Origin of the sequence: Lentzea sp. DG1S-22, from assembly GCF_036321065.1 — a bacterium.
Taxonomy (GTDB): domain Bacteria; phylum Actinomycetota; class Actinomycetes; order Mycobacteriales; family Pseudonocardiaceae; genus Lentzea; species Lentzea jiangxiensis.
In genome coordinates, this window is record NZ_CP143276.1 from 4,305,770 (window position 1) to 4,319,303 (window position 13,534).

At 70.8% G+C, this 13,534-nt stretch carries 13 protein-coding genes; 7 read left to right on the plus strand and 6 right to left on the minus strand.

Annotated features, from left to right (window positions below; genetic code table 11):
* Window positions 1-13: 13 nt before the first annotated feature.
* The 3 genes from V1227_RS19530 to pnuC all read right to left on the minus strand — a co-directional run bounded on the left by V1227_RS19530 (window position 14) and on the right by pnuC (window position 2,680).
* On the minus strand, window positions 14-781 hold the full coding sequence (locus tag V1227_RS19530) for a GNAT family N-acetyltransferase (RefSeq protein WP_329787058.1): 768 nt from the start codon (window positions 779-781) through the stop codon (window positions 14-16).
* A 115-nt stretch (window positions 782-896) separates the two neighbouring features.
* On the minus strand, window positions 897-2,072 hold the full coding sequence (locus tag V1227_RS19535) for a M14 family metallopeptidase (RefSeq protein ID WP_329787059.1): 1,176 nt from the start codon (window positions 2,070-2,072) through the stop codon (window positions 897-899).
* Window positions 2,069-2,680 (minus strand): nicotinamide riboside transporter PnuC, encoded by a 612-nt coding sequence (gene pnuC / locus V1227_RS19540; RefSeq protein WP_329794062.1) that lies wholly within the window; start codon window positions 2,678-2,680, stop codon window positions 2,069-2,071. The genes V1227_RS19535 and pnuC overlap by 4 nt, the downstream gene beginning before the upstream one ends.
* Before the next feature lie 67 nt (window positions 2,681-2,747).
* Between pnuC and V1227_RS19545 the strand changes: the two genes are divergently transcribed.
* Both V1227_RS19545 and V1227_RS19550 read left to right on the plus strand, forming a co-directional pair.
* On the plus strand, window positions 2,748-3,836 hold the full coding sequence (locus tag V1227_RS19545) for a phytase (RefSeq protein WP_329787060.1): 1,089 nt from the start codon (window positions 2,748-2,750) through the stop codon (window positions 3,834-3,836).
* 9 nt (window positions 3,837-3,845) lie between these two features.
* A complete protein-coding gene (locus V1227_RS19550) occupies window positions 3,846-4,886 on the plus strand; it encodes a winged helix DNA-binding domain-containing protein (protein ID WP_329787061.1) in 1,041 nt (346 codons plus the stop codon).
* Here V1227_RS19550 and V1227_RS19555 read toward each other — a convergent pair.
* The 3 genes from V1227_RS19555 to V1227_RS19565 form a co-directional block, all read right to left on the minus strand.
* Window positions 4,883-5,926 (minus strand): glucose-1-phosphate thymidylyltransferase, encoded by a 1,044-nt coding sequence (locus tag V1227_RS19555; protein WP_329787062.1) that lies wholly within the window; start codon window positions 5,924-5,926, stop codon window positions 4,883-4,885. The two genes, V1227_RS19550 and V1227_RS19555, sit on opposite strands and share 4 nt — an antisense overlap.
* Window positions 5,927-6,067: 141 nt before the next feature.
* Window positions 6,068-6,838 (minus strand): mechanosensitive ion channel family protein, encoded by a 771-nt coding sequence (locus tag V1227_RS19560; protein WP_329787063.1) that lies wholly within the window; start codon window positions 6,836-6,838, stop codon window positions 6,068-6,070.
* Between the two features lie 206 nt (window positions 6,839-7,044).
* Window positions 7,045-8,604 carry an alpha/beta hydrolase gene (locus V1227_RS19565; RefSeq protein ID WP_329787064.1) on the minus strand — a complete coding sequence of 520 codons (1,560 nt, stop codon included), beginning with the start codon at window positions 8,602-8,604 and terminating at the stop codon, window positions 7,045-7,047.
* 119 nt (window positions 8,605-8,723) lie between these two features.
* On the opposite strand from V1227_RS19565, the gene V1227_RS19570 reads away from it, so the two are divergent.
* From V1227_RS19570 to V1227_RS19590, 5 genes are all read left to right on the plus strand, one after another.
* Window positions 8,724-9,923, plus strand: coding sequence for a PucR family transcriptional regulator (locus V1227_RS19570; RefSeq protein ID WP_329787065.1), 1,200 nt, complete (start codon window positions 8,724-8,726; stop codon window positions 9,921-9,923).
* Window positions 9,924-10,117: 194 nt separating this feature from the next.
* Window positions 10,118-11,047, plus strand: coding sequence for an ACP S-malonyltransferase (locus tag V1227_RS19575; protein ID WP_329787066.1), 930 nt, complete (start codon window positions 10,118-10,120; stop codon window positions 11,045-11,047).
* Window positions 11,044-12,021, plus strand: a complete 978-nt coding sequence (locus V1227_RS19580; protein ID WP_329787067.1) for a beta-ketoacyl-ACP synthase III — start codon at window positions 11,044-11,046, stop codon at window positions 12,019-12,021. Before V1227_RS19575 ends, V1227_RS19580 begins: the two co-directional genes overlap by 4 nt.
* Window positions 12,022-12,055: 34 nt before the next feature.
* Window positions 12,056-12,292, plus strand: coding sequence for an acyl carrier protein (locus V1227_RS19585; RefSeq protein ID WP_030465146.1), 237 nt, complete (start codon window positions 12,056-12,058; stop codon window positions 12,290-12,292).
* Window positions 12,289-13,524 carry a beta-ketoacyl-[acyl-carrier-protein] synthase family protein gene (locus V1227_RS19590; protein ID WP_236223637.1) on the plus strand — a complete coding sequence of 412 codons (1,236 nt, stop codon included), beginning with the start codon at window positions 12,289-12,291 and terminating at the stop codon, window positions 13,522-13,524. The genes V1227_RS19585 and V1227_RS19590 overlap by 4 nt, the downstream gene beginning before the upstream one ends.
* The last annotated feature ends 10 nt before the right edge of the window (window positions 13,525-13,534 follow it).

Here is a 13,534-nt window from a genome sequence, read left to right on the forward strand (position 1 = left end):
GCGGAACGGCCCCTCAGCCGTTGAGGGCGTACTCGGTGAAGTGACCGCACGGCGTGAAGCCGAGCCGTCGGTACACGGGCTCGCCGTCGGCGGACGCCTGCAGCACGGCGACCGGGAGACCTTCGTCACGGGCGACGTGCAGGGCGGCGGCCGTGATGGCGCCGCCGTACCCGCGGCGGCGGTCGCCGGCGAGCGTCGCGATGTTGTAGATGCCCGCGACACCCGCGTGCAGGAACACCTCGGCCGTGCACACGGGGCGGTCCCCCACGTACCCGACGAGGTAGCGCGCCCGGCTGCGCAACGCGGGCCCGGCCACCTCGGCGTAGAAGCGGCGGACGGTCTCGGCGGGCGGGTCCCAGTTGGCGGCGAGCACGGCGGCGTAGTCGGCCAGCTCGTCGGCGGTGGACACCCGCCGGACGTCGAGGCCGTCGGCGTGCGCGCCGGGCAGCGGGCCGTCCAGGCCGAGCCACATGCCCGTTTCGGTTTCGGACGCGCTGAGTCCCGCGTCGGTGAGCAGCGCGCCCAGTCCGGGCGAGCCCGGCCCGACCCACCACGAGAACGGGCGGCCGGTGGCCTTCACCGCGCTCACGGTCTCCGCGACGCGCGCCGCGTCGGCGAAGCGCGCCGAGGCGACGATGTTGAACGTGTCGTCGGCCAGGCCGCTGTCCGCGACCAGCAGGTCGCCGGTGTCCGTGACGGTGCCGCCCGGCAGGTGCCGGTGGAGGTGGCAGGCGTGCTCGGCGAGGTTGCGCTCCACGCGCTCGGCCAGATCGGTGTCCATTGATGCACGGGCCCTTGCAATGAGTCTTTTGCGGACGAAGTCAAAAGTCTCGTTGCCAAGGGCCAGGTCAGACAACCGATATATCAGTTGAGAAGCGATATATCAGTTAGAGCATCTAGCACTGTGCGACGACGCGGGCCTTGAACAGCGGTTCGTCGGCGCGCGGGTCGAGCAGCAGCGGGATGATCGGGCGGGCTTCCTGGCGCACCGGCACGATGCGGTCACCGCCTCTCAGGTACTGCGACGTGACGCCGTGCAGGGCGAGCCGGTCGCGCACGGTCAGGAACTCGGCGGCCGTCAGCGCGTAGCCGCACGGCTGGGGTGAGACGACGTCCTCGGGTGCCGGGGGCTGGTTGTCCGCGCCGCCGAAGTACACCGGGCCGGTCCGCACGGCCCGGGAGGCGGCGGTGGCGGCCTCGATCGCCGAGCGGTTCCCGTCGACGAACGACCGGGTGCCGTCGAGGGCCTTGAGGTGCGACTCGACGCGGAACGCGGGCGTGTTGTCGACGTTGGTCTCGACCAGCAGGCCCATGCCGTGCTTCAAGCCGCCGGTGTTGCGCAGGATGCGCTCCTGGCCGTCGCCCGCGACCTGCCGGATCGGCTCGCCGGTCACCGGGTCGACGTAGACGCCGTAGACGCCGGAGGTGCGGCCGGCGGCCTCCACCGCGGGCCGGACGTACGAGCGCGACAACGTCTCCGACAGGTCGTGCACGCCGTCGGCGACGTTGAGGTTGCGGGGCCACAGCCAGAGGACGTCCTTGACGTAGTACGGCGCGGAGGGGCCGAACTCGTGCAGGTCGTGGATGACGTCGGGCTTCCAGTCGCGGATCACCGACGCCATCGCGCGGGCCTCGGCGGTGCGCAGCAGCAGGTGGTCGCGGTTGACGTCGATGCCGTCGGAGTTGCCGCGGGTGTCGGCGGCGCGGCCGTCGGGGTTGGCGTTCGGGACGAACAGGTACGTCACGGACGACGTGCGCGGCAGAGAGCGCATGCGGATCAGGCACGCCTCCCGGCCGGCGGGTTCGTCACCGTGCTGGGAGCAGATGAAGAGAACCACCGTGCGCGCGGTGCGGGAGCCCACGCGCACGAGCTGGATCGGGCGGCCCTGCGCGGTCGTCCCGATCTCCGAGACCGGGAGGCCGGTGGCGCGCAGGTAGGCCTGTTCCCCGGCCTCGGTGGTCCACTCGCCGGTGAGCTCGAACCCGGTGCGAGGCTGCGGAGCGGCCTGGGCGGCGGGAAGGGCTACCAGCGACGAGACAGCGGTCAGCAGAGCGATCAACAGTCCCCTCATAGGGGAGACTTTGCCGCCTGTGTCAACCGGCGGGCGGTGCGGTTCCAGTCGATGAAACCGTGGACCACCAGGCCCGCGAAGATCAGGTAGACGAGCGCGCTGAAGTACAGGCCCGACTGGATCTGCAGCGGCACGCCGACGGCGTCGACCACCAGCCACACCAGCCAGAACTCGACGAGGCCGAGGCCCTGCAGCGCGAACGCCAGGATCGTGCCGACGAAGATGGCGGCGTCCGGCCACGGCGCCCACGACGCGTCCAGCGCGTCCAGGACCAGCGCGAACGCGACCGTGCCGACGACGAAGGCACCGACGACGGCGACCCGCTCCCGCCACGAGCCCTTGCGCACCACCACGCCGAACACCGGGTCGCGGCGGCGCACCCACGCGTACCAGCCGTAGACGGCGATCGCACCGACCACGATCTGCCGCGTCGCGAGGCCGCCCAGGTGGCTCGACATGTAGACGGTGAACAGCAAAGCGACGGAGACCAGCTGCACGGGCCAGGTCAGCAGTGACCGCCGCTGCGCGAGGAACACCACCGCGAGCGCCAGCACCTGCCCGACCAGCTCGGTGTAAGCGATCTTCTGGCCGAAGATCGTCAATCCCATCTCGTACCACACGACTTGTTCCCCCGGGGTTCAGTCGCCGTATACCGGTGTTCCCTACGGTCCCACCATGTCATCTCCCTTAGCACTGGCGCTCGTGCCTTTGTTCCTCACCACCCCCGCGCCGCCCGTCATCACACCGACGGTGATCACGCAGACGTTCGAGGAGCCCGCGGACGCCGACGACCCGGCCATCTGGGTGAACCCGCGCGACACCGAGCGCAGTGTGGTCCTGGGCACGCTCAAGGAAGGTGGTCTGGCGGCGTTCGACCTCGACGGCCGCACGATCGGCGTCCTCCCGGCGCCGCAGCCGCCGACGCCCGACGCCAAACCCGGCCGCTACAACAACGTCGACGTCCTCGGCGACCTGGCGTTCGTCAGCGACCGCGGCCGTGACCGCATCCGGGTGTTCCAGGTGGACGAACACGGCGCGCGGGACGTCACGAACCCCGCGACGAAGCCCGTGTTCAGCCGGACCGAGGCCGAGGTCGACGGCCAGCACACCGTCTACGGCCTGGCCGCCGGGCGCGTCCAGGGCAAGGACGTCGTCGTGACGAGCCGGCGCAACGAGACGAGCATCGCGTTGCTGCAGGTGCAGAAGGGCAGGACGTACGACACCCGGAAGGTGTCCACTCTGGACCTGCCGAGCACCTTCACGCTGCCGGACGGCAAGAGCTGGACCGTGTGCGGCGAGCCCGGCGAGGGCCCGCAGGTCGAGGGCATGGTGATCGACGAGCGGACGAACACCCTGTACGCCGCGCAGGAGGACGTCGGCATCTGGCGCATCCCGTTGCGCGCCAACGGCTTCGGCAAGCCGCAGCTCGTGGACAGGGTCCGCTCGTTCGGCGCGCCGCAGAAGTACGACCCCGAGACCGAGGAGTGCGAACCGGACGGCCCGAACCCCGGGTTCGGCGGGAAGTGGCTCGAAGCCGACGCCGAGGGCCTCACGATCGCGGACGACGTGCTGCTCGCGTCCAGCCAGGGCGACTCGCGGTTCGTCGCCTACCGCAAGGCCGACATGGTGCCGCTCAGGGACTTCCGCGTGAAGGACGTCGAGCACTCCGACGGTGCCGACATCGTCCTCGGCGAGCTCAACCTGCTCGTCGTCCACGACGGGGAACGCCCGGACGGCACCGGTTTCGCGTTCATCAGGTTCTAACCTGTCCCGATGGGGACCCTCAGCCAGGACCGGCTCAACAGAGCGCTGATCGAACGCCAGATGTTGCGCGAGCGCGCCGGCAAGAGCGCGCTCGCCGCCATCGAGCACCTCGTCGGCATCCAGGCCCAGGAACCGAAGTCGCCCTACGTCGGCCTGTGGACGCGCATCCACGACTTCCAGCCGCGGGAGCTGGAAGACCTGCTGACCCACCGCGAGGCCGTCCGCATCCTGCTGATGCGCGGCACGATCCACCTGGTCAGCGCACGGGACGCGCTCGGGCTGAGGCCCCACACCCAGCTCCGGCTCGACCGCGAGCTGCGGAGCGGCCCGTTCGCCGCCCGCCTGAGGGGCCTCGACCTCGACGAGGTCGCCGAGGCCGGCCGCGAGATCCTCGACGACACCCCGCAGGGCACCGCGGACGCCGGCAGGCGGTTGCGGGAGCGCTGGCCCGACCGCGAGCACACCGTCCTCGGCAACGCCCTGCGCAACAAGCTCGCCCTGGTGCAGCTCCCGCCGCGCGGGCTGTGGCACCGCAGCGGCCGTGCCGTCTGCACGACGCTGGAGAACTGGCTCGGGCGACCGCAGCAGGCGATGGACAAGCGCGAACTGGTGCTGCGCTACCTGAAGGCCTTCGGCCCCGCCACCGTCATGGACGCCCAGCAGTGGTCCGGCCTCACGAAGCTCAGCGCGACGTTCGAGGAGCTCAGGCCGGAGCTCGTCACCTTCCGCACCGAGGGCGACAAGGAGCTGTTCGACCTCCCCGACGCCCCTCGTCCCGACGCGGACACCCCGCTGCCGGTCCGGCTGCTGCCCGAGTTCGACAACGTCCTGCTCGCCCACGCCGACCGCCGCCGGGTCATCGCCGACGACCGCCTCGGCGTCGTCATCGGCGGCAAGCCCACGGTCCTCGTCGACGGCTACGTCGCCGCCACCTGGGCGGTCACCAAGGAGCGCACGATCACCGTCGACCACATCGACGAGCTGCCGCCGAGCAGGAAGAAGGCGGTCGCCGAGGAGTGCGACCGGCTCCAGGACTGGATCCGCGGCTAGGCGGCCACCTCGACGTGCGCGCCGTCACCGACCACGAGCCGGTGCTGGCGCGCCGACCCGACGCGGGCCCGGCGGCCGATCAGCGACGTCTCGATGCCCGACACGTTGTGCACGGAGGCCTCGTTCAGCACGATCGAGCCGGCCACCCCGGACTCGGTGATCCGGCAGTCCGCGCCGATCGACGTGTACGGCCCGATGACCGACTCCTCGACGAGCGTCCCGGCGCCGATGATCACGGGACCGACGATGCACGACCGCACGACGCGCGCACCCTCCTCGACCACGACGTCGCCGATCAGCCGCGACTCGTCGTCGACGACGCCCTGGATGTCGGTCCGCAGCCTCATCAGCAGCTCGCGGTTGCACTCCAGCACGTCCTCGACCCTGCCGGTGTCCTTCCAGAACCCGGAGTACATCCGCGCCCGCACGTCGCGTTCGTGCGTCACGAGCCACTGCAGGGCGTCGGTGATCTCGAACTCGCCGCGCCACGACGGCTCGATCGCGTCGACGGCGGCGTGGATGGCGGGTGTGAAGAAGTAGACGCCGATCATCGCGAGGTCGCTGCGCGGCTCCCGCGGGTGCTCGACCAGCCGCGTCACGCGCGAGTTCTCGTCGACCTCCGCGACGCCGTACAGGCGCGGGTCCTCCACCTTGTCGACGAGCACCTGGGCGGACGGGCGCAGCCGCGCGAACTCGTCCGCGATCTGGCCGATGCCCTCGACCAGCACGTTGTCGCCGAGGTAGAGCACGAAGTCGTCGTCACCGAGGAACGGCCGGGCGATCCGGACGCAGTGCGCGAGCCCGAGCGGCAGGTCCTGCCTGATGTAGGTGATCGAGACGCCCAGGTAGGAGCCGTCGCCGAACAGCTCGGAGATCTCCTGGCCGTGGTCACCGACGACGAGGCCGATCTCGGTGATCCCGACGTCCCTCAGGTTCTCGACCACGTACTCGAGCACCGGCTTGTTCGCGATGGGGACGATCTGCCTGGGCAGCGAGTACCCGGCCGGGCGCACGCCCGCGGACAGCACAAGGGCTTTCATAGGTCCTCCACCGCGACGGAACAGTTCGGGTGCCTACGAGGCTCCGTGCGCACACTGGACCGGAACTGGAGAACCTCCGGAACACGAAGAAGGGGCCCTGCGCGTGATGTTTGCGCGGGACCCCCTTCCAGCAGGTGGGAACTACCTGCCGGTCATCGGCGTGCCCGACGGCGGCGTCGGGGCGTCGCCCGGGTGGCCACCGACGGTCTGCGGCATCTCCTGCGAGGCGCGCGGCATCGGGGACTGCGACCGCGCCTCGTCCTGCACGCGGGTCAGCCAGCCCTCCCAGCGCTGCTGCATCGGGCGGACCAGGCCGCCACCCACGCCGATGATGACGACGCCGGCGACGGTCGCGAGGACGGCGATCAGGACCGGCATGGTGACCGAGATCGCGATGCCCAGCTGGTTCAGCGCCGCGATGACGCCGAGCGCCATGACGAAGCCGTACGTGATGTTGCCCAGCAGCTTCGTGTAGGAGCGCTGGCCGAGCGCACCGGTGACGAGGCCCTTGAGCGCCGTGCCGATGGCCGACGCGACGATCACGAGCACCACGGCGACGACGATGCGCGGCAGGTACGCGATGACCTCGTTGAGCAGCGTGCTGACCGGGTTCGAGGCGCCGAAGACGCCGAACGCCAGCTGCAGCGCGATCAGCAGCACGAAGTAGTAGACGATCTTGGCGATCAGCCCGGCCGCGTCCATCGACGACTGGCGCATGGCGCCGCTCAGGCCCGACCTGTCGACCAGCTTCTCGAAGCCGACGCGCTGGAGCAGGAACCGGACGCCCTTGGCCAGCGCCTTGGCGATGAACCAGCCGATGACCAGGATCAGCAGGAAGCCGAGCAGCTTCGGCACGAACGTGGCCACCACCGCCCACGCCTGGCCCAGGCCCTCGGTGATTTGCGAGCCCACGGGCCCTCCTGGAACGAAGTCGCGGTGAGTGAAGATCCGACCGGTTGATCGTTTCGCGGATCACACCGCCCCACAACTTCGACACCGTGACACGAAAGGGTGGCTGACGTGGATTTTTGTCTCAATACAGTTCAGAGTGGAACCACCGGTGGGGACCGGGGAGAGGGAAGCGCCCGACACGCTCCGTGTCGGGCGCTTCCACATTTCTACGGCCGCACCGCGCTCAGCCCGCGCCCGTCGAGGTAGGCCTGGATCCGGCCGGGGGACAGCGCGGGAGCCGCACCTCCCTGGCCGTCCTGCGGCACCTCGGGCCGCGGGTCCCCGGCGCACTCGGAGCTGCTGCCGGGCAGCGCCCCGTCGACCAGGTACCGGTTCACCTTGGCGTCGACGCACGCGTTGCCGCCGTTGTAGAGGCCGTGCTTGCCCTCGTCGACGACGGTGACCAGGTTGTGCCCGAGCCGCTGCGCCATCGCCGGCCCGCTCGCGTACTGGGTCTGCGTGTCGCCCTCGGACTGCACCACGACGCCGACCGGGTAGCCCTTGCGGCTGATCCTCACCGGCGGCTCCGGCGGCGTGAACGAGCGGAAGGTGCACGTCATCGGCGCCGCCCGCACGATGCCGAAGCCGTACGGGTAGCGGTCGCGGAACATCCGCATGTTCTCGTAGTAGACGTGCAGGTCGGTCGGCCAGTCCGCCTCGCAGGTGACCGTGTCGAACACGCCGGAGCGCAGGTCCTGCAGACCGGTGTTCGCGAGCACCTGACCGGCCTTGGCGCCCTCGGCGTTCTGCGTCTGCTCCCCCGACCGCAGCTGGACCACGATCGACGCCAGGTCCGACCACAGCGGACGGTAGCGGGAGCCCACGCCCACCGCGCCGTCGAAGGCGGAGCGGTCGTACTCGCCCACGGGCGCCGCGTGCAGCTTCGCGGCGACCTTCTCGACCTCGGCCAGCACCTCGTCGCGCGACCTGCCCAGGCCGAACTTCTCGTGGCGCCGCCCCACCCACGCGGCCCACGCCTCGACGTCCATCCGGTACGCCACGGCCTGCTGGCGGAACTGCTCGTGCCAGATCCACTCCGGGTGCACGGCCGAGTCGAGCACGCTGCGGTCGAGCCTGTTCGGGAACAACGTCCCGTACACCGCGCCCAGGTACGTGCCGTAGGAGTAGCCCAGGTAGTTGATCTTGTGTTCGCCCAGGGCGCCGCGCACGACGTCCATGTCCCGTGCGGTGTTGGGCGTGCTGATGAACTGCCGGATGCCGCCGGCGGACCTCTGGCAGGCCTCCTCGGCCTCGCGCGCCTCGGCCGCCCACTTGCCGAACTCGCCGTCCGGGGGCCGCGACTCCGGTGTGGCGATCGCGGGCGCGGTGCGGCAGTTCAGCGCCGTGGAGCCGCCGACGCCGCGCGGGTCGATGCCGATCACGTCGTAGACCTTCCCGAGCTCGGACTTCGCGAGGAACAGCGGCAGGCCGAGCCCCGATCCGCCAGGTCCACCCGGATTGGTGAACAGCACGCCGCGCCTGCGGTCGGGCGCGGTCGCCTTCTTGCGGCTGATCGTCAGGTTGATCCGCTCCCCGGCCGGTCGGGTGTAGTCGAGCGGCGCCACGAGCGTGGCGCACTCCAGGTCGGCCAGCTTCCCGCCGCACTGCGCCCACCCGACCGGCTGCGCGTAGAACCCGGCCAGAGGGTCGGGAGGGCCGGCTGTGGCGGCGGTGCTCGTCGTCAGGAGCACCACCGCGCTCAAGGCAAGGGACGGGAACCTGTGCATGACGAACCTCCACGCCGCGCGAAAGACCTCTGCTGCCCGAAGGTATGGCCGCGAAAACGACCACATGGGTTCTGTCACCCGTCCCAGTGATGCCCCTCCCCTGGCCTTAGGCTGCGGGTATGACCAGCAGCAAGGCGAAGGAGGAGCACCCGCCCGCGCTCTCCGCCCGCACCATGCGCAAGATCGAACGCGCGTCGGGCTCGCTCGCGACCGCGAGCGTGTCGGAGATGGAGCGGCGGCTGTCCTGGTTCGCCCGGATGCCCGCGGACCAGCGGGCGAGCGTGCTGCTGCTGATCCAGAACGGCGTGGCCGGGTTCGTCGAGTGGCTGCACGACCGGCAGCAGGCGATCCGGCTGACCGCGGACGCGTTCCGCAGCGCCCCCAAGGACATCTCCCGCTGGGTCAGCCTGCGCCAGACCGTCGAGCTGGTCCGGATAGCGCTGGAGCTGTTCGAGGAGCAGATGCCGCAGATGGCGGCGAACGAGGCCGAGCGCGCGCTGTTGATGGAGGGCGTGCTGCGGTACGGGCGGGAGATCGCCTTCTCCGCCGCCACCTCCTACGCGGCGGCCGCCGAGGCGCGCGGTGCGTGGGACGCCCGGCTGGAGGCGCTGGTCGTCGACGGCATCGTGCGCGGCGACCCCGAGGAGTCGCTGCTCTCGCGCGCCGCCGCGCTCGGCTGGGACCCGGCGCTCGAGGCGACCGTGCTGGTCGGCAACCCCGGCGGCGAGGACCCGCCCGCGATCATCTACTCGGTGCGCAGCAAGGCGGCCCGCGCCGGCCGGCCCGTGCTGCTGTCCGTGCAGGGCTCGCGGCTGGTCGTCGTGCTCGGCGGGCCGACGGAGACCGGTGAGGACGTGCTGGGCCGCATCGCCGAGGGCTTCGGCGAGGGTCCCGTGGTCGCCGGGCCGACCGTGGCGAGCCTCTCGGAGGCGCACCGCAGCGCGAGCGACGCGCTGAGCGGGCTGCGGGCCGTCGTGGGCTGGCCCGCCGCTCCCCGGCCCGTCCGGTCCCTCGACCTGCTGCCGGAACGGGCGCTCGCGGGCGACCCGGAGGCCGAGTGGCAGCTCGTCGACCGGGTCGCGAGGCCTCTGGAGGACGCGGGCGGCGCGCTGCTGGACACCGTGGACGCGTTCCTGGAAGTCGGGGGCGTGCTGGAGACGTGCGCGAAAAAACTGTTCGTGCACCCGAACACGGTCAGATATCGCCTTCGGCGCGTTCAGGAAATGACGGGAAGAAATGCACATGACGCTCGAGACGCACTTGTGCTTCGCGTCGCTTTGTCTGTAGGGCGCCTTGCCCGCTCCCGGGGCCTGTGGTAGTGAACTGGTTGTGACGGAGTTCGCACCCATCCGTTGGGGTGAGGACCAAACGAACCCCCGACGCCCTGAGCTGGGCTTACGTCGTGACGCGTTCACCCAGGCGACACTTTTGTAGGGTTTCTACAAATACGATCGCCGTACTTAGTTGTTCACGACATGGGGTACCGGCGGGTCCACCGGCTTTAGTAATCGGCGTGATCGCACTCCTCGCGCCCGGACAAGGGTCCCAGACGCCCGGCATGCTCGCCCCCTGGCTCGAACTGGAGGGGGCCGAGAAGCAGGTGCGCACGTGGTCGGAGATCACGGGCCTCGACCTGGTGCGCCTCGGCACCACCGCGGAGGCCGACGAGATCGTCGACACCGCGATCACCCAGCCGCTCGTCGTGGCGCTCGCCGTGCTCGCGTTCGGCGAGCTGCGCAAGCGCGTCGCACTGCCGTCCGAGGTGGTGGTCGGCGGGCACTCGGTCGGCGAGCTCGCCGCCGCCGCGGTCGCGGGCGTCATCAGCGCCGACGACGCCGTCGCCCTGGCCGCCGTGCGCGGTGCGGCGATGGCGCAGGCCTGCGCCCTGGAGCCCACCGGCATGGCCGCGGTGCTCGGCGGTGACGAGCCGGAGGTGCTGGCGCGCCTCGAAGAGCTCGGCCTCGTGCCCGCGAACCGCAACGGTGCCGGTCAGATCGTCGCGGCCGGACCGCACGCCGCGCTCGACGCGCTGGTGGAGAACCCGCCCGGCCCGGCGAAGATCCGCAAGCTGGCCGTCGCGGGCGCGTTCCACACCAAGTACATGGCATCGGCCGAAGACGCCGTGCGCGCGCGTGCCGCCGAAGTCGCCACGCAGGACCCGTCGCTGCCGCTGGTGTCCAACAAGGACGGTCAGTTCGTCGCCGAGGGCGCCGAGGTGCTGCGGCGCCTGGTCTCCCAGGTCACCAGCCCCGTTCGCTGGGACCTGTGCCAGGCCGCGTTCGTCGCGAAGGGCGTCGGCGGCTCGGTCGAGCTGCCGCCCGCCGGCGTGCTCACCGGTCTCGCCAAGCGTGCGATGAAGGGCACCGCCACCCTCGCCCTGAAGACCCCTGACCAGCTCGAGAAGGTCGCGGAGCTCTTCGACACCGTTGGAGCCACCAAGTGACGACCTTCCAGGCCCCGCGGGCAGCCGCGGGTAGCCGCATCCTCGGCCTCGGCAGCTACCAGCCCGAGACCGTGGTGAGCAACCACGACCTGGCTCAGCGCATGGACACCTCGGACGAGTGGATCCGCGAGCGGGTCGGCATCGTCAACCGGCGCGTGGCGGCGAAGGACGAGGGCGTCGTCGACATGTCCGTCCTCGCGGGCGCGAAGGCGATCGAGGACGCGGGCCTCACGCCCGAGGACATCGGTGGCGTGATCGTGGCGACGTGCACCATGCCGTCGACGATCCCGAACGCCGCCGCGCAGGTCGCCACCCGGCTCGGCGTCAAGGCCGCGGCCGCGTTCGACCTGAACGCCGCGTGCGCGGGCTTCTGCTACGCCGTCGCGACCGCCGCGGACATCGTCCGCGCGGGAACGGTGAAGAACATCCTCGTCATCGGCGCGGAGAAGCTCACCGACTGGACCCACCAGGACGACCGCTCGACCGCGATCATCTTCGCGGACGGCGCGGGTGCCGTCGTGGTCGGCGCCAGCGACACGAACGAGATCGGCCCCGTCGCCTGGGGCTCGGACGGCTCGATGTCCGAGGTCATCAGGATCGACGACCGCGACTCGTTCATCCACCAGGAGGGCCAGACGGTCTTCCGGTGGGCCACGACCCAGATCGCACCGGTGGCGCTCCGCGCCGCCGAACTCGCGGGCGTCGAACTGTCCGACGTGGACGTGTTCGCCCCGCACCAGGCCAACCTCAGGATCATCGAGGCGATCGCGAAGCGCCTGCACAAGAATGGTGCGCGCGAGGACCTGAAGATCGCTCGAGACATCGTCGAATCCGGCAACACCTCCTCGGCCTCGATCCCCATGGCGCTGGACCACATGAGGTCGGCGGGCGAGATCTCCTCCGGAGACGTGGTGCTGATGGTCGGGTTCGGCGCGGGCCTGTCCTACGCGGGACAGGTGGTCCGGTGCCCATGAGTTTTTCCACCGTTTCAATCGAAAGGGAACTTCAGTGAGCGACAACGTCCTGTCCGGTCTTGCCGAGATCGTCGAAGAGGTCGCCGGCGTTGCCGCCGACGACGTCACCGCTGAGAAGTCCTTCGTGGACGACCTCGACATCGACTCGCTGTCGATGGTCGAGATCGCCGTCCAGGCTGAGGACAAGTTCGGCGTGAAGATCCCCGACGACGAGCTGGCCAACCTCAAGACCGTTGGTGACGCGGTGAACTACATCACCAGCAACAAGTGAGTTCGGGCATCGAGGTCGTCATCACCGGGCTGGGTGCCACCACCCCGCTCGGTGGTGATGTCACGTCCACCTGGGACGCGCTGCTGGCCGGCAAGAGCGGGGTCCGCCCCATGACCCACGACTGGGTCGAGAAGTACGACCTGCCGGTCAAGATCGCGTCGCAGCTCGTGGTGGACCCGACCGAGGTGCTCCCCCGCGTCGAGGCGCGCCGCCTGGACCGCTCCGAGCAGGTCGCCATCGTGGCGTCCCGCCAGGCGTGGGCCGACGCGGGCCACGACGACGACACCGTCGACCGCCAGCGCCTCGCCGTGATCATCGGCACGGGCATCGGCGGCGCGATCACCCTCCTGACCCAGGACGACCTCCTGGAGCAGCAGGGCCTGCGCAAGGTGTCGCCGCTGACCGTCCCGATGCTGATGCCGAACGGGCCGGCCGCGCACGTGGGCCTGGAACTGAAGGCACAGGCGGGCGTGCACGCCCCGGTCTCCGCCTGCGCGTCGGGCGCCGAGGCCATCGCGTGGGCCTACCGCATGATCATGGCCGGCGAAGCCGACGTGGTCGTCGCGGGCGGCGCGGAAGCGTGCATCACGGCGATCCCGGTCGCGGGCTTCTCGCAGGCCCGCACCATGAGCACCCGCAACGACGAGCCGGAGAAGGCCTCGCGCCCGTTCGACACGGCCCGCGACGGCTTCGTCCTCGGCGAGGGCGCGGGCGTCATGGTCCTGGAACGCCGCGAGTTCGCCGAAGCCAGGGGCGCCAAGATCTACGGCCGCCTCGCGGGCATCGGCACCTCCGCCGACGGCTACCACATCACCGCCCCGGACCCCGAGGGCGTGGGCCAGTCGCGTGCCATCGCCGCATCCCTGCGGTCCGGCGGCATCGACCCGTCCGACGTGGGCCACGTGAACTGCCACGCCACCTCCACCCAGGTGGGCGACGTCGCGGAAACCGTGGCGATCCGCAAGGCGATCGGCGACCACCCGGTCCTCACCGCCCCGAAGGGCGCCCTGGGCCACCTGCTGGGCGCGGCGGGAGCGGTGGAGGCGATCGTCACCGTCCTCTCGATCCGCGACGGCATCGTTCCCCAGACCCTCAACCTGGAGAACCTCGACCCGGCCGTCACGCTGGACGTGGTGGCGGGCGAACCGCGCAAGATCAAGCTGGAAGCCGCCGTGAACGACTCGTTCGGCTTCGGCGGCCACAACGTGGCCCTGGCCTTCACCCAGGCCTAGGTCACACCCG